The 15,685-nt window shown below is 59.2% G+C and carries 17 protein-coding genes; 11 read left to right on the top strand and 6 right to left on the bottom strand.

Annotated features, from left to right (window positions below; all coding sequences use genetic code 11):
- Nucleotides 1-154: 154 nt before the first annotated feature.
- The 4 genes from CAG02_RS06800 (at nt 155) to CAG02_RS06785 (ending at nt 4,587) form a co-directional block, all read left to right on the top strand.
- Nucleotides 155-805, top strand: a complete 651-nt coding sequence (locus CAG02_RS06800; protein WP_085708880.1) for a DUF1120 domain-containing protein — start codon at nt 155-157, stop codon at nt 803-805.
- A 101-nt stretch (nt 806-906) separates the two neighbouring features.
- Entirely contained in the window at nt 907-1,617 is a 711-nt protein-coding gene (locus tag CAG02_RS06795; protein WP_085708881.1) for a fimbria/pilus chaperone family protein, read from the top strand.
- Nucleotides 1,617-4,046, top strand: a complete 2,430-nt coding sequence (locus CAG02_RS06790; RefSeq protein ID WP_085708882.1) for a fimbria/pilus outer membrane usher protein — start codon at nt 1,617-1,619, stop codon at nt 4,044-4,046. Before CAG02_RS06795 ends, CAG02_RS06790 begins: the two co-directional genes overlap by 1 nt.
- Before the next feature lie 13 nt (nt 4,047-4,059).
- On the top strand, nt 4,060-4,587 hold the full coding sequence (locus tag CAG02_RS06785; protein ID WP_085708883.1) for a hypothetical protein: 528 nt from the start codon (nt 4,060-4,062) through the stop codon (nt 4,585-4,587).
- On the opposite strand, the gene CAG02_RS06780 is transcribed toward CAG02_RS06785, so the two are convergent.
- Nucleotides 4,563-6,005 carry a PLP-dependent aminotransferase family protein gene (locus tag CAG02_RS06780; protein ID WP_085708884.1) on the bottom strand — a complete coding sequence of 481 codons (1,443 nt, stop codon included), beginning with the start codon at nt 6,003-6,005 and terminating at the stop codon, nt 4,563-4,565. The two genes, CAG02_RS06785 and CAG02_RS06780, sit on opposite strands and share 25 nt — an antisense overlap.
- Before the next feature lie 179 nt (nt 6,006-6,184).
- Here CAG02_RS06780 and CAG02_RS06775 point away from each other — a divergent pair, with 179 nt between their 5' ends.
- A complete protein-coding gene (locus CAG02_RS06775; protein WP_085708885.1) occupies nt 6,185-6,430 on the top strand; it encodes a DUF1127 domain-containing protein in 246 nt (81 codons plus the stop codon).
- 129 nt (nt 6,431-6,559) lie between these two features.
- Here CAG02_RS06775 and CAG02_RS06770 read toward each other — a convergent pair whose 3' ends face one another.
- The gene (locus CAG02_RS06770) at nt 6,560-7,870 is read right to left on the bottom strand and encodes an FAD-binding oxidoreductase (RefSeq protein ID WP_085708886.1); all 1,311 of its coding nucleotides are present in this window, start codon (nt 7,868-7,870) and stop codon (nt 6,560-6,562) included.
- Nucleotides 7,871-8,015: 145 nt separating this feature from the next.
- Between CAG02_RS06770 and CAG02_RS06765 the strand changes: the two genes are divergently transcribed.
- Entirely contained in the window at nt 8,016-8,369 is a 354-nt protein-coding gene (locus CAG02_RS06765; protein WP_085708887.1) for a YkgJ family cysteine cluster protein, read from the top strand.
- Between the two features lie 4 nt (nt 8,370-8,373).
- Here CAG02_RS06765 and CAG02_RS06760 read toward each other — a convergent pair whose 3' ends face one another.
- Complete coding sequence (locus CAG02_RS06760) at nt 8,374-8,862, bottom strand: Lrp/AsnC ligand binding domain-containing protein (protein WP_003177284.1); 489 nt, start codon at nt 8,860-8,862, stop codon at nt 8,374-8,376.
- 154 nt (nt 8,863-9,016) lie between these two features.
- On the opposite strand from CAG02_RS06760, the gene dadA reads away from it, so the two are divergent.
- The 5 genes from dadA to CAG02_RS06735 all read left to right on the top strand — a co-directional run bounded on the left by dadA (nt 9,017) and on the right by CAG02_RS06735 (nt 13,052).
- A complete protein-coding gene (gene dadA / locus CAG02_RS06755) occupies nt 9,017-10,321 on the top strand; it encodes a D-amino acid dehydrogenase (RefSeq protein ID WP_085708888.1) in 1,305 nt (434 codons plus the stop codon).
- Nucleotides 10,293-10,646, top strand: coding sequence for a RidA family protein (locus tag CAG02_RS06750; RefSeq protein WP_085708889.1), 354 nt, complete (start codon nt 10,293-10,295; stop codon nt 10,644-10,646). Before dadA ends, CAG02_RS06750 begins: the two co-directional genes overlap by 29 nt.
- Before the next feature lie 95 nt (nt 10,647-10,741).
- On the top strand, nt 10,742-11,815 hold the full coding sequence (gene alr, locus CAG02_RS06745) for an alanine racemase (RefSeq protein WP_085708890.1): 1,074 nt from the start codon (nt 10,742-10,744) through the stop codon (nt 11,813-11,815).
- 89 nt (nt 11,816-11,904) lie between these two features.
- Nucleotides 11,905-12,453 carry a cupin domain-containing protein gene (locus CAG02_RS06740; protein WP_003229444.1) on the top strand — a complete coding sequence of 183 codons (549 nt, stop codon included), beginning with the start codon at nt 11,905-11,907 and terminating at the stop codon, nt 12,451-12,453.
- A gap of 182 nt (nt 12,454-12,635) precedes the next feature.
- Entirely contained in the window at nt 12,636-13,052 is a 417-nt protein-coding gene (locus CAG02_RS06735) for a cytochrome c5 family protein (protein ID WP_025112727.1), read from the top strand.
- Nucleotides 13,053-13,106: 54 nt separating this feature from the next.
- Here CAG02_RS06735 and CAG02_RS06730 read toward each other — a convergent pair whose 3' ends face one another.
- The 3 genes from CAG02_RS06730 to CAG02_RS29470 form a co-directional block, all read right to left on the bottom strand.
- The gene (locus CAG02_RS06730) at nt 13,107-13,826 is read right to left on the bottom strand and encodes an AAA family ATPase (RefSeq protein WP_085708891.1); all 720 of its coding nucleotides are present in this window, start codon (nt 13,824-13,826) and stop codon (nt 13,107-13,109) included.
- The gene (locus CAG02_RS06725; RefSeq protein WP_139831834.1) at nt 13,819-14,460 is read right to left on the bottom strand and encodes a hypothetical protein; all 642 of its coding nucleotides are present in this window, start codon (nt 14,458-14,460) and stop codon (nt 13,819-13,821) included. The genes CAG02_RS06730 and CAG02_RS06725 overlap by 8 nt, the downstream gene beginning before the upstream one ends.
- A 243-nt stretch (nt 14,461-14,703) precedes the next feature.
- Nucleotides 14,704-15,582 carry an ABC transporter ATP-binding protein gene (locus CAG02_RS29470; RefSeq protein ID WP_139831835.1) on the bottom strand — a complete coding sequence of 293 codons (879 nt, stop codon included), beginning with the start codon at nt 15,580-15,582 and terminating at the stop codon, nt 14,704-14,706.
- Nucleotides 15,583-15,685: the final 103 nt, after the last annotated feature.

The following is a 15,685-nucleotide window of genomic DNA, read 5'->3' as shown; positions in this document are numbered from 1 at the left end:
ATTCCAACTACCTATTGTTCCGGTCGTAATTTCGCTATGTGGGCGCTGCTGTTTCCTACAGATTTATCTTTCTTGAGTCGCAATCATCAACTCCCTTGCTTACACACCAGGTTTGTAGGGATTGAACTGTCAATCAAATGGACGATTACGGCTTATGAAAAAGACATCACGTCTTGCGGTACTGGCAGCGGCATTGCTGCCAACATTGGCGATGGCAGAAAGCGTTGACCTGAATGTCATCGGCACCATTATTCCGACTGCCTGCATTCCGGCCTTTGCCGGCGGCGGTACGGTGGATCTGCGCAAGATTTCCGCCTCTACGCTGAACCCGACCACCCAGACAGTGCTGGCCGGTCGCGATGTGTCGTTGCACATCAATTGCGATGCCCCGGCCCCTGTGGAAGTGTCGGTGCGCGACAACCGGGCCGGCACCAAGTTGCCGGGTATCAGCGATGGTGCCGGTCAGAATGACCCGGCGCTGTTTTACGGGCTGGGTGAAGTCAGCGGTACGCGTATCGGTGGTTTCGCCCTGCGCCACGGCGTTCCGGAGACCGACGGCAATGCCCGGATATTGCTGACCCGCACGCTGGCGGCCCCGGCATGGCGTGTGCCGACCAGTACGCTGGTCAGCAATGCGCCGCAACTGTACTCGTGGGGCGCCAGTGCCGCGACCGGCCCGGTTGCCGCCCGCCACCACGGTTTCCCGATGCACCTGCTGCCGATCATCGGCCCAAGCAACGCTCTGCCGATTACCAGCGAAATCCCGCTGGATGGTTCCGTGACGTTCGACATGTTCTATCTCTGACGGCGGCTGTCCGGTGCCCTCAAGGCGCCGGGTCTGACCGTTGCGTATGAGCGCGGTCCGACATCTGTCGGACCGCATTCGCGATTTCACGGATTACCCCGATGCTCATATCTTTCAAGTCTGTTCTCAAGACGGCAGCGCTGAGCCTGCCCGCATGGTTTTCAATACCGCTGTCCCACGCCGCCGGGATGGTCCCGCAGACGCCGGTACTGCTGGTGGAAGAGGGCATGGGTGAAGCGGTAATGAATGTGCGCAATACCGACACGCGCCCCGCCTTGCTGCACACCACCCTCGAAAATGTCGAAGACAGCGACGACGTCCTGCTGATCTTTACCCCGCCCATCGCCCGCGTCGAGCCGGGGAGCATTCAGCAAGTGCGGTTCATTCTGCAAAACCCGCAGCCACTGAAGACTGAACGCCTGAAACGGGTGATCTTCGAGGGAATCAGCCCGGTCAGTGACGCCGCCGGAGCGCAGGTGACCCTCGGTGTACGGCAGAACCTGCCAGTGATTTTGCGCCCCGCCGGATTGCCGGTCGAACGCGAGCCGTGGAAGCGACTGACCTGGTCTGTGGACGCCACCGGTATACAAATCGTCAATCCGAGCCCCTATGTGGTTCGGTTGGCGAAAACCATTGTGCCTCTGCCCGGCACCCGATCGGTGAATCTGCCCCGGACCTACATTTTGCCCGGCGAGCGACTGCACGCAGATTTGCCTTTGCACGCCTCGGCACAGACGATGGCGGTGAGGATTTTTCCGGCCACCACCTACGGCTTTGCGGTCGATCATTACGACGCACCGGTTGCTCGGTGATGAAAATCTGCGCTCGTTGGGCCGTACTGGCGCTTGCCGTCACCGGTGCAGGTGCCCTGTTCGCTGCCGAGTCAGTGGATTTCGATATCAGGGTGTTGAGGGACCGTGGCATCGACCCTGCATTGGCGGCGTACTTTCGTGAGGCGCCACGCTTCTCGCAAGGCGAGCGGTTGGTGGAGCTTGAGGTCAACGGTCAGGCCAGGGGCCGTGTACTTGCATCGTTCAACGAGCGCGGAGAATTGTGCCTGCAACCCCAATGGCTGAGCGCTGCCGGCGTACACCCGCCGTCCTCGATGGCCAGGCTGCGACCGGGGCAGTGTCTGACGCCGACGGAGGGTTTTCCCGGTGCGGTCGTGCGACTGGATCCGGGACGCGAACTGATTGAGTTGCTGGTGCCGACCGAAAGTCTGGCGTTGCCGCAGCGCCCGGCAAATAACTTCGCCCATGGCGGTACTGCCGGCATTTTCAACTACGACGCGCTGATGGTCGGCAGCCAGCACGAAGGACAGCACGACAGGTTTGATAGCCTGGGCTCGGAAGTCGGCCTGAATACCGGTGACTGGGTGCTGCGCAGCCGGCAGTCCTACACCTCGACATCCGAAAACTCACGGTTCGAGCACTTGTATGCCTACGGTGCGCGAACCCTGGAGGACATCGAAGCCAGTCTGCAGGTCGGGCAGTTGAATCTTGTGTCGCCCCTGTTTTCCGGAGAGTCATTCAACGGCGTGCAGCTCCTGCCGGAGGCGGCATTCTCGCAGTTGCGAGCGGCGCAGGACGGCGCGCGCGGACAGGTGGAGGGCATCGCGTATTCACCGTCGCGCATCGAAGTCAGGCAGAACGGCGTCATGATCCATACCACCATGGTGCCGAGTGGTCCGTTCACGCTAAGGGCACTGCCGTTGCTGAGCAATCAGATTGATCTGGACGTTACCGTCCACGAGCAGGATGGGCAGGTGCGGCGTTTGCGAGTGCCGGCGGTCAGCCTTCACGAAGCGCAATGGGCCGGGCCAAGCGGGTTCAACTTTGCATTGGGCACGGTGCGGCGTCTGGGTTCGGCTGACCGTCAGGCGCCATTGTTCACCACGCTGGGCGAAGAGTGGGATTGGGGGCGGAGCACCCGGCTGAGTGCGGGTGTGCTCGCGGCCACCGAATATCTCTCGACAGGCTGGGGCGTGCAGCGGCAATGGGCGGCCGGTAATGTGCTGGGCGTGCGGCAGACGCTGTCCGATGAGCGCTCCCGCAGCCGGGCGGGTAACCAGACGCAGATAACGTTCAGTGCACCGCTGGCCGAGAATCTGTCGACCAGCGTCGTGGTCGTGCGCCAGAGCCAGAATTTTCGTACGTTGTCAGACACCGGCTGGAATCAGGAGCGTCAACAGATTCAAACCCCCGGCCGCGACCATATGGTGTTTTCGCTGACGGGGTCGACGGATCAATGGGGTGCATTCGGGGCGACCTGGTCGCGATACTCCACTCAGAGTGAGCCATCGCAGGCGCGTATGGGCCTGTCATGGTCTCGGACATTGCCGGAACGCATCAGTCTTTCATTGAACCTGGAGCGTGATGTCGGTGATGGATCGCGAGATCGCCAGGGCAGCTCTGCGTACCTGACGCTGGGAATGGCGCTGGGTGGGCAGCGCAGGCTGCGGAGTTATTTGCGCAGCGATGATCGTTCGGGCCTGCACCGGGGTGTGGCCGTCAGCGATGTGCTGGGTGAAACCCTCGCCTACAGCGCCAACGCCGAATACCGCGATGAGTCCGCAGCCAGTTACGGCGTGCGCCTGAATGCGCTGCCGCGCTACACCAGCCTGGACGTTGGCGCAGGTCAGCGATCCGGTGCGACCGATTACGATGTGGGGTTGCGCGGTGGTGTGGCATTGCATCGCGACGGTGCTACGTTGTCGCCGTATCCCTTGCGCGACACTTTCGGCGTACTGAAGGCCGGTGAGCGATCGGGCGTGAAACTGAATACGCCTCAAGGGCCGGTCTGGACCGATGGTGCGGGCCGCGCCGTGGCGGCGAGCCTGCCGGCCTGGTCGAGGTCGCGGCTGGAAGTCGACCCGTCAAGCCTGCCGCGCAACGTTGAAGTGCTCGGCGGGGTGCAGGAAGTGCACCCGGCGCGAGGGTCGGTGCAGCATCTGGATTTCTCCCTCGTCACGGTCCGGCGAATGTTGCTCAACGCCATGACGGTCGACCGGCAGTGGCTGGCCAAAGGGCTGAGTGTTCACGACGAACAGGGGCGCTATCTGACAGCTGTCCAGGACGCCGGAACGATTTTTCTGCCCGACGTGAAAGCGGGTCAGAGGTTGCACGTGCAACTCCCTGACCAAACGCAGTGTGTCTTGCATTTCCCACTTTCCGAACCCCCTGAAAACAGCACGCTCATCGAGCGAGTCGATGCCACCTGCGCCCCGGCCGAGCTGTCTTGAACGAGTGCCTCTGATGAAATACCTGGTGTTGGCGGCCGCGTTGTCGGGCCTTGGCTTTCAGCCGGCGTCGGGCGCCGAAGCCTGTCAGTCGAGCCTGTCGTCCGCGATGGTGAATCTGGGGACCGCGACGCGCACCGAGCTGCTGCAACGCATGGCACTTGATGGCCGAGGTCCGGGTTTCGGTCTGCGCAGTGTGCACTTGCGGGTGCAGTGTCCCGACGTGCGTGTGATGCGCTGGGCATTTGTTGCGCCCCCGGCCGATTCGCAGCGTTTCCGGTGGGCGGCGGGTACGTTGCAATTGCGTATCGTGTCCGTGCGTCTGGACGGTGTGGCGGTGCATTGGCGACTGGACAGCGGCCAGCCGGTCGAAGGCGATCTCCTGCGTCCGGGCATCCGCGTCGTGCCATGGCGGGTGGACGCCAGTGCCCGGGGCAGTGTTCTGGAAGTGGAGCTTGAGCTTGATGCGCGGGTCGATGACGCCTCGAGCCGCCCCGTTGATCCGGTGCGGTTTGAAGGTCAGGGCGCCTTTACGGTGGACTGATCGGCCTCGGACAACAGCTTGATGGCGGTCGCGCCGACCTTGCGCACCGCTTCTTCTATCAGCGCCGTTGGTTTGGCCGCGTAGTTCATGCGCAAACAGTTACGGTATTTTCCCGAAGCCGAAAAAATGCTGCCGACGGCAATCTGTACGCCCTGATCGTGCAGTGCGCGATTCAGTTTCAGCGTATCGAAACCCTCCGGCAGTTCGACCCAGAGCATGAAGCTGCCTTGCGGACGGCTGGCACGGGTTCCGGCCGGGAAATAACGGGTCACCCAATCGATCATCACGTCGCGATTGCGCTGGTATTGAGTACGCATCCGCCGCAAATGCGGTTCGAAGTGCCCGGCTTTCAGAAACTCGGCGATGGCGATCTGCGGTTGTGGCGCGGTGGAACCGGTGCTGATGTATTTCATGTGCAGCACCCGCTCGAGGTATCGACCCGGCGCGACCCAGCCGATGCGCAGCCCCGGCGCGAGGGTCTTGGAGAACGAACTGCACAGCAACACGCGGCCATCCTCGTCGAAGGATTTGATCGTGCGCGGGCGTGGATAGGTGTAGGCCAGTTCGCCATACACGTCATCCTCGATGATTGCCACGTCGAAGCGCTGGGCCAGCGTCAACAGCGCACGTTTGCGCGACTCCGGCATGATGTAGCCGAGCGGGTTGTTGCAGTTGGGCGTGAGCTGGATGACCTTGATCGGCCACTGCTCCAGCGCCAGTTCCAGGGCTTCGAGGCTGATGCCGGTGAGCGGGTCGGTGGGGATTTCCAGGGCTTTCATGCCCAGCCCCTTGAGGGTCTGCATGGCGCCGTGAAAGCTTGGCGAGTCCACCGCGACGATATCGCCGGGCTCGCAGATCGCGTGAATGCTGGTGGACAGCGCTTCATGGCAACCGGTGGTGACCACCAGATCGCTGGCGCTCAACTGGCAGCCGGAATCGAGCATCAGCCGGGCGATCTGTTCGCGCAATTCGAGGGTGCCGTGAATGTTGTCGTAATACAGACCGGGCATGTCCTGACGGCGGCTGATACGGGCCAGTCCGCGCAGCAGCGGTTTCATCGTCGGTGACGAGATGTCCGGCATGCCGCGACCGAGCTGCACCACGTCCTTGCGCGGCACGGCGCGAATCAGTTCCAGTACCTGATCCCACTGGGAAATCTCCACCGGACGCTGGGCCGGACGCCCGATGGCCGGCAGCTCCGGCAATTCGCGGCCGACCGGCACGAAGTACCCGGATTTAGGCTTTGGCGTGGCCAGGCCGCTGTCTTCCAGCATTCGATAGGCCTGCTGCACCGTGCTCAGGCTGACCCCATGTTCTACGCTCAAGGCGCGCACCGACGGCAGGCGATCACCAGGACGGTAGAAGCCTTGTTCGATGCGGGTGCCGAGCAACTCGGCGAGGTTCACATACAGGGTCATGGCACTGCCTCGATGCAGGTGATTCGAAAAACCAGTACAGATGCGGCGTAAATCGACAATTCAGTCCCGGAGACAGCAAATCTGTATGGAAGTAATACAGATGTGTTGAATCTGTAATGCTTTTGTCGGCCCGCGCATCATGGAATCTCTGGCTACCCAAGTAAACAGGAGCGACAAAAATGAACGGCTTGAGCGATGTGCGGCTGACGTTACACAGTCAGGAACTGGAGGCGGGGCAACAGGACAGTGCGCGCAACGAGATGCTGCGCAACGCGCCGTCCGGCCTGAGTCGCTGGGGCCTGTTCTGGCATCGTCTGCACACACGCAAAGCGTTGCTGGGCCTGACGCCGGAGCAGCTCAAGGATGTCGGGCTGACCCGGGAGCAGGCGCTGGAGGAGGGGTTGAAGCCGTTCTGGCGGATCTGAGGTCTGCTGTGAACTTTAGATTCGCGAGCAAGCTCGCTCCCACATTCGACCGTGTCTGGCAGGCAGATCGCGGTCAACTGTGGGAGCGAGCTTGCTCGCGAAGTCGTCTTCAGGGACGCTGAAAGTCCATCAGACCAGCTCTTTGAGCCGATGCCACAACATCCCCAACGCCAGCAACGGCGAGCGCAGATGCTTGCCGCCGGGGAAGGTGATGTGTGGCACTTTGGCGAACAGATCGAAGCCACCGCTGTGCTGACCGCTGATGGCCTCAGCCAGCAACTTGCCCGCCAGGTGCGTGGCATTCACGCCGTGGCCGGAATAGGCCTGAGCGTAATACACGTTCGGCTGATCGCTTAGCCGGCCAATCTGTGGCAGACGGTTCGCACCGATGCCGATCATCCCGCCCCACTGATAATCGATCTTCGCCGAGGCCAGCTGCGGGAACACTTCCAGCATCTTCGGCCGCATGTAGGCGCCGATGTCTTTCGGGTCACGCCCCGAATAATGGCAGGCGCCGCCGAACAGCAGACGACGGTCCGCCGAGAGCCGGTAGTAATCCAGCGCCACCCGTTGATCGCAGACCGCCATGTTCTGGGGCAGCAGGGCGCGGGCCTGTTCTTCGCTCAGCGGTTCAGTAGCGATGATGTAGCTGCCGGCCGGCAGTACCTTGCCGCTGAGTTGCGGATTCAGATTGTTGAGATAGGCATTGCAGCCCAGCACCAGGGTCTTTGCCCGCACCGAACCTTGCGCCGTATGGACCCGGACTTCGGGGCCGTAGTCGATGCGGGTGACTGCCGATTGCTCGAACAGCTTCACCCCGAGTTGCTGCGCTGCAGCAGCTTCCCCGAGTGCCAGATTCAGCGGGTGCAGATGGCCGGAGCCCATGTCGATCAAACCACCGACATAGCGTCTGGAGCCGACCACGGTGTGCATTTCGTTCGCTTGCAGCAGTCGGGTTTCGTAGCGGTAGCCGAGACCGCGCAATTCTTCGGCGTCTTCGGCAAAGCCTTCCAGGTCGGAAGGTTTGTTGGCGAGGTCGCAGTAACCCCAGGTCAGGTCGCAGGGGATCTGAAATTTCTCGACGCGCTGTCGGACGATTTCCACCGCTTCCAGGCCCATGAGTTTCATCTGACGCACACCGTCGGCGCCGATCACGTTGGCGAACTGGTCGAGGCCATGACCGACCCCGCGAATCAGCTGCCCGCCGTTGCGCCCGCTGGCGCCCCAGCCGATCCGGTGCGCCTCCAGCAGCACCACGCTCAAGCCGCGCTCGGCCAGTTCCAGCGCGGTGTTCAGCCCGGAGAAACCACCGCCGACCACGCACACGTCCGCGATCAGCTCACCCTGCAGCACCGGATGGTCGGGTTGCGGCAGGCTGCTGGCGGCGTAATAAGAGGCAACGTGGGGTTGGCTCGCGAAGGCTTGGGCGCGGGCATTCATGGGCGTCATCCTGAGCGGGTGTCGAGAAAATTTGACGGAGCATAAGCCGCAGGCCCGAGGCCGGGCAACATTGGTCGGCCTGTGGTGTCTGGATCGCGGCTTTTGCGGCACAATTGCCGCCTATTCCGCTCCGGTTACCGCTGCAATGAGCTGCAACAGTCAGAAAATCCGCACCCTGCGTCAGCAGATTCCCACGTTCGAGTGCGTGCCGGGCTGTCATGACTGCTGCGGGCCGGTGACCACCTCGCCCGAGGAAATGTCCCGTCTGCCGCGCAAGACCCGCGCTGAGCAAGATGCGGCCATGGAAGAACTCAACTGCGTGCACCTGGGGCCGAACGGCTGCACGGTGTATGACGAGCGGCCGCTGATCTGCCGGTTGTTTGGCACCACCCGGACCTTGCCGTGCCCCAACGGCCGGCGGCCGGTGGAACTGATTCATCCACGGGTCGAGAAGCAGGTGTTCGAGTACATGGCCGAAAACCGGCAGGTGCTGGTCTGAGCGATCAATCCGGAATCGGCAGGCTGAGGCTCTCTTTCACTTCTTCCATCACGATGTAGCTCTTGGATTCGCGCACGTGCGGCAGCTTGAGCAGGATGTCGCCCAGCAGCTTGCGGTACGAGGCCATCTCGGAAATCCGCGCCTTCACCAGATAGTCGAAATCCCCTGACACCAGATGGCACTCCAGCACGTGGGGCAGTTTCAGCACGGCGCGTCGGAACTCTTCGAACGTGTCGCCGGATTTGTAGTCGAGGCTGATCTCGACGAACACCAGCAGGCTGCCCTTCAAGTGCTGCGGATTCAGCCGGGCGTTGTAGCCCATGATGATCCCCTCGCGCTCCAGGCGCCGCACCCGCTCGGTGCACGGCGTGGTGGAGAGCCCGACCTTCTCGCCCAGTTCAGTAAATGAAATCCGCCCGTCCGCCTGCAGGATCCGCAAGATGTTGCGGTCGATCTTGTCCAGCTCACGTTTGGTCTGAGTGTTGGTACGCATAGGGGATGCGCCTCCGTGAAAAGGGTTTTTGCCGAGAATTGTCGCCAAATATAGGCGCTTATACAGTGAAAAGCACTGGCGAATCTTTTTTACACTGCGCGCATCATTGCTCTAACAACAGACGTACGCGGCACGCCGCGAGAGGGATACAAAAATGCGCGTTATGGTCTTGGGTAGCGGCGTCATCGGTACCGCCAGTGCTTACTATCTGGCCCGTGCCGGGTTTGAAGTGGTGGTGGTCGACCGGCAGCCAGCCGCGGCCATGGAGACCAGTTTCGCCAACGCCGGCCAGGTCTCGCCGGGCTATGCCTCGCCGTGGGCCGCGCCGGGCGTGCCGCTCAAGGCCATCAAGTGGCTACTGCAACGCCACGCGCCGCTGGCCATCAAGGCCACCGCCGACATCGACCAGTACCTGTGGATGGCGCAGATGCTGCGCAACTGCACCGCCAACCGTTACGCGGTGAACAAGGAGCGCATGGTGCGGCTGTCCGAGTACAGCCGCGACTGCCTCGACGAATTGCGCGCCGAAACCGGCATTGCCTACGAAGGCCGCAGCCTGGGAACCACCCAGCTGTTCCGTACCCAGGCCCAGCTTGATGGCGCCGCCAAGGACATCGCCGTCCTCAAAGAGTCCGGCGTACCGTTCGAAGTCCTCGACCGCGCCGGCATTGCCCGCGTCGAGCCGGCACTGGCCAGCGTCACCGACATCCTCGCCGGTGCCCTGCGCCTGCCGAACGACCAGACCGGCGACTGCCAGATCTTCACCACCCGCCTTGCCGAAATGGCTGTGAACCTGGGTGTGGAATTCCGTTTCAATCAGGACATCCAGCGCCTCGACTTCGCCGGTGACCGCATCAACGGCGTGTGGATCGACGGCAAGCTGGAAACCGCCGACCGCTACGTGCTGGCCCTCGGCAGCTACTCGCCGCAACTGCTCAAGCCGCTGGGCATCAAGGCCCCGGTGTATCCGTTGAAGGGTTACTCGCTGACCGTGCCGATCACCAACCCGGCGATGGCGCCGACTTCGACCATTCTCGACGAAACCTACAAGGTTGCGATCACCCGTTTCGACAACCGCATCCGCGTCGGTGGCATGGCGGAGATCGCCGGTTTTGACCTGTCGCTGAACCCGCGTCGGCGCGAAACCCTGGAGATGATCGTCAACGACCTTTATCCTCAGGGCGGCAATCTGGCCGAAGCGAGTTTCTGGACCGGCCTGCGTCCAACCACGCCGGATGGCACGCCGATCGTCGGTGCCACACCGTTCAAGAACCTGTTCCTGAACACCGGTCACGGCACCCTCGGCTGGACCATGGCGTGCGGCTCCGGTCGCTTGCTGGCTGACCTGATGGCGAAGAAAAAACCGCAGATCAGCGCCGAAGGCCTCGATATTTCCCGTTATGGCAACAAGACCCAGGAGTCCGCAAAGCATGGCAATCCAGCGCCAGCTCACCAATGAGCGCATGAGTCAGATCGTCAGCCACAACGGCATCGTGTATCTGGCCGGGCAGGTCGGTGACGACTTCAACGCCGGGGTCGAACAACAGACCCGCGACGTCCTCGCCAATATCGAGCGTCTGCTGGATCTGGCCGGGACTGACAAGCAGCATCTGCTGTCGGCGACGATCTACCTGAACGACATCGAGGCGCACTTTGCCGGGATGAACTCGGTGTGGGACCAGTGGCTGCCCAAAGGCGCCGCCCCGGCCCGCGCCACCGTCGAAGCGAAGATGGCCAAGCCGAGCATTCTGGTCGAGATCTCCATCGTTGCTGCGTTGCCGTAAACCGTTATAAAGATCCCTCTCCCGGTGCTGTTGGCGGTTCACGTCGTCAGCCAGCGCCGGTTTTTATTCCCATGACCGCCAAGAAGTCTGCTGCCATGCGTCCTGCCCGTGCCCTGATCGATCTAGAAGCCCTGCGTCACAACTACCGTATCGCCCGTGAAATCACCGGTGCCAAGGCACTGGCGGTGATCAAGGCCGATGCCTACGGCCATGGCGCGGTACGTTGCGCCCAGGCGCTGGAGGCTGAAGCGGACGGCTTCGCGGTGGCGTGTATCGAAGAAGCCCTGGAACTGCGTGCCGCCGGGATTCGTGCGCCGGTGCTGTTGCTCGAAGGCTTTTTCGAGGCCGACGAGCTGGCGCTGATCGTCGAGCACGATTTCTGGTGCGTGGTGCATTCGCTGTGGCAGCTCGAAGCCATCGAGCAGGCGGCGTTGAGCAAACCGATCACCGTGTGGCTGAAACTCGATTCGGGCATGCACCGTGTCGGTCTGCATCCGAAGGATTACCCGGCGGCGTACCAGCGTCTGCTGGCCAGCGGCAAAGTGGCGAAAGTCGTGCTGATGAGCCACTTCGCCCGGGCCGATGAGCTGCATGAGCAGAGCAGCGCCGATCAGGTCGCGGTATTCGAAGCCGCACGTCAGGGCCTGGCCGCCGAAGTCAGCCTGCGCAACTCGCCGGCAGTGCTGGGCTGGCCACAGATTCACAGCGACTGGGTGCGCCCGGGCATCATGCTCTACGGCGCCACCCCGTTCGAAGAAGCCAACGCCGTGGCTGAGCGCCTGCAACCGGTGATGACCCTGGAATCGAAAGTCATCAGTGTGCGCGAACTGCCGGCCGGCGAGCCGGTGGGCTACGGTGCGAAATTCATCACCGACAAACCGATGCGCATCGGCGTGGTCGCCATGGGTTACGCCGACGGTTATCCGCGCCAGGCGCCGACCGGCACGCCGGTGCTGGTGGCGGGCAAACGCAGTCGCATTCTCGGTCGCGTGTCGATGGACATGCTCTGCATCGACCTGACCGACGTACCGGAAGCCGGCCTGGGTTCGACCGTCGAGCTGTGGGGCAAGAACATCCTCGCCAGCGACGTGGCGAAGTGGGCGGACACCATTCCGTACCAGATCTTCTGCAACCTGCGCCGGGTGCCAAGGCTCTATTCCGAGGGTTGAGGCCCGGGCCGGGCCCAAGTGTTGTAAATACTGAACGCTGTCGCCATGATAACGCTCAATATTTCTACAACACTCAGGAGGCCCAAGCCTTGGACGTCGGTGAACGACTGCAATCGATCCGCAAGCTCAAAGGGCTTTCCCAGCGTGAACTCGCCAAGCGCGCGGGCGTCACCAACAGCACCATTTCGATGATCGAAAAGAACAGCGTCAGCCCTTCGATCAGTTCGCTGAGGAAGGTGCTGGGCGGGATTCCCATGTCCATGGTCGAGTTCTTTTCCGAAGAAATCCTGCAGGAAAAACCGACCCAGATCGTCTACAAGGCCAACGAGCTGATCGACATTTCCGACGGCGCCGTGACCATGAAACTGGTCGGCCGTGCTCATCCGAGCCGGGCCATCGCGTTCCTCAATGAAATCTACCCGCCGGGCGCCGACACTGGCGAAGAAATGCTCACCCACGAAGGCGAAGAAACCGGGATTCTGGTGGAAGGTCGTCTGGAACTGGTGGTGGGCCTTGAAACTTTTATCCTCGAAGCCGGCGACAGCTACTACTTTGAAAGTACCAAGCCGCATCGTTTCCGTAATCCGTTCGACGCACCGGCGCGACTAATCAGCGCAGCCACGCCGGCGAACTTTTAAACCGAGAGACGCCAGGCCACTGCGGCAAAGGTGTCCGGACTGTTTGACCGATGCGCAACAAGACCCCTTTAACTTTGGGGTTGTTTCAGTGTGGCGGGCTACCCGCTATACTTGCGCCCGCCTGCGAACCGTGGCCGCAGGCGTGAATAGCCACCATTGAGGGTGAACGCGTGAATCTAATTATGAAAATGCTGGCTGCACCAGCAACCGTACTGGCCCTCTGGGCTGTCAGCGCTCAAGCTGCGACGAATGACGACATTGCCAAACGCCTCGAGCCTGTCGGCCAGGTGTGTGTTCAAGGGCAAGAGTGCAAGGGGATGGAAGTCGCTGCTTCGGCAGGCGGCGGTGGCGGCGCCAAGACGCCGGACGAAGTGATTGCCAAACATTGCAACGCTTGCCACGGCACCGGCCTGCTGGGCGCACCGAAAATCGGTGACGCAGCAGCCTGGAAAGACCGTGCCGATCACCAGGGCGGCCTCGACGGCCTGCTGGCCAAAGCCATCACCGGCCTGAACTCGATGCCTCCGAAAGGCACCTGCGCCGACTGCTCGGATGACGAGCTGAAGGGCGCGATCCAGAAGATGTCCGGCCTGAAATAAGGCGCGCTTCTGATGAAAAAAAACCGTCTTCGGACGGTTTTTTTGTCTGCAATATCACTGTGTGCTTTTCGCGATAAAGGCACCGGAAGAATTCAGCACGGCTTTGTACACTGCATAAGCATCAGTATCTGCCGGGGCTATTGCTTCGGAGCGCCCTTCCGAAATCTGTCTCAGATCACATCCCGGGATCGACATAATGAGCGGTGAGTGAGTGGCGATGATGAACTGTGCACCCTTGCGCGATAGCTCCATTACTCGGTTGATAAACACCAATTGCCTCAACGGGGATAACGACGCTTCCGGTTCATCGAGAACGTACAGTCCCTGGGCTTTGAATCGGTTTTGAAACAGCGCCTCCATTGCTTCACCGTGCGACATGCAATGCATATCCTCGCCGCCGTAGTAGGTTTTTATTTCGGGATCAAAGCCCGCCTCTGCGTCAAGCTTGCGGATCGCAGTGTTCAAGTTATAGAAGGTTTCTGCTCTGTAGAAAAAAACGTCCTTCTCCTTTCGGTAGCCTTTTGAAAGCGTTAGGGTTTCGTGCAGATTCGAGTGGGTGTTCTCGGTCGAGAAATTAAAATTCTTCCCTCCGCCTTCTGGATTGCAACCCAATTTGATGGCGAGAGCTTCAAGTAAAGTAGATTTCCCTGAGCCATTTTCTCCGATAAAAACAGTTATGGAACTGCTGAATTCAAGCGGGAATAGGCCGCGCAGGCAGTCAGCCGCCATCATGTCTGGCTTCAGACGTATTTGCTGGATAAATAAATCATTCATAGCGATACCCTCTGAAGATTCTATTCAAGGATACCTTTACTCCAATCATCGCTATTCCTAGTCTTATCGAAGTCGTGCTAGCCATGGCAAAAATTCCGATATAGCCAAGGCAGGCAATGAGACGCTCGCCGAATAGTTCCGGTGTGGCAGTGGCGCTGAAAAAAATGACCGATGCAGTCCCTGCCGAGATAGCCATTTCCGGCCAGAAGGACTGTAGGGTGCTTGCTTTTTGAAACTTGTAACGTGCTCGTACAGTGTCATTCAAATATCCATAGCTCCTGGCAAGCTGAATTTTACTTCGCTCGCCGTCACTGGATACGTTGAAAGTATTAATGAGCGACTCCTTGTACAACTCTTCCTTCGACATTTCTGCTTCATATAATCGCTGGATTACAGGCTTCGCAAACCTCAATTGCACACACGTCAATGTGACAATGGACGCAATGGGTAGGAGGAAGTAAACGTTTTCCTTAAACAGGATATAGGCTGTGGAAAATGTCAAAATGCAAGTGCCGATAAAATGAATTGAGTCATGAATGACAGAAGCGATTTTCTCGGCATCCTCTTTTATCATCGTTACGCGAGACCATAATGGAGAGGGGCGCTCATCATGCACGATAAAATCGATAAGCATAAAGCGAGATCTCGCTTCTATGAGTGTTGCCAAGGAGCTGCCCAGGGTTTGCGTTGACAGCTTGGTTAAAAAAACAGCGATAAGGATCCAGTATAGTTCAGCGTAAATAGCACCACTGGTGAGAGCAGTTAGGCTCTTTGCGACGACTGATGGTATTAGCAATTGACAGGTGGCTGCTAACGTTAGGCAAATAACAGAAAGCAATAACAAGACCAGGTTTTTTCGTAGACATATAAACATAGTTCAATGTCCCTCATTCTGTAGTTCGTAGCTGCGAATTCGACTTCGTCTATAAGATGCCTCTCTGCTTGAGTAGTAAATTGATATAAGTGACATCGTCGGGCTCAGTACGCGCTCAAGATAGATGGTTGAGGCAAAAATAGCGCCTATATTCGAATCGCCGGACCTTAGCAGATGGGTCGATACCAAGAATAAAACTAACATCGCTACCGGATAACATGAGCCTGAAACAGACTCAAAAGTTGATGCTTTGAGACTGGAGCAAAAAGCGAGGCGCTTTACATTTTTTATGTCGAGTTCAAGCCTGTCGGTGTATGGTGTTGCGTCATATAAATGCTCACAAATGTTGCCGATTGTTGCAGTGTTTTTTTGAACATAGTCAGAAAATAATGAGTTGCTGTTTCTTCGAGTCAAAAAATATGCTGCAGTAGCATAAAGGAGGCCGCTAAGTGGTGCGAGCGCCAGAAGTGGATGATAAAGGGCAGTTATCACGAGCGCAGCGATAATGATGCTGCCGTTTAGTGAAATATCAAAATAAACGGAATGATATAGATAGGTCGAGCCGTCGACATCGCCATCAATTAGCTCGATTCGCTCGCCTAATTTCCTTTTGGTTTGGAGGCGTGTGTTTAGTAAATGATTCAGGATTGTCTTTTTTAAAATATACCTTGTCTTGGAAGTCGTTCTTTGGATATAGGTATTGGCTGCCAATTTTAATGGTGGAGTGATGATGATGAACAGTGAAGCGCTTGTAAGTGCATATAAATATAAGTTGTCGCTTGCTAGATACAAATTAATTGAGTTGCCAATTAAATAGGGTGATGCGCTCGTTGCAATTGAAATGCCCACGCCAAAGCAGCAAATTATCAAGTTGTTATTCATGGTTTTAGGAATTCCACAAAACACGTGCCCGGGCACGATGGATTGCCAGGAAGTCGATTTCCATAATTAAGCCTTGGCGTGAGTTGGTATTTGCCTGGAGGGC

This window comes from Pseudomonas sp. R43(2017), assembly GCF_002112345.1.
Taxonomy (GTDB): Bacteria; Pseudomonadota; Gammaproteobacteria; order Pseudomonadales; family Pseudomonadaceae; genus Aquipseudomonas; species Aquipseudomonas kribbensis.
Note: the sequence above shows the minus strand (reverse complement) of the source record. Positions and strands in the feature narration are given on the sequence as shown.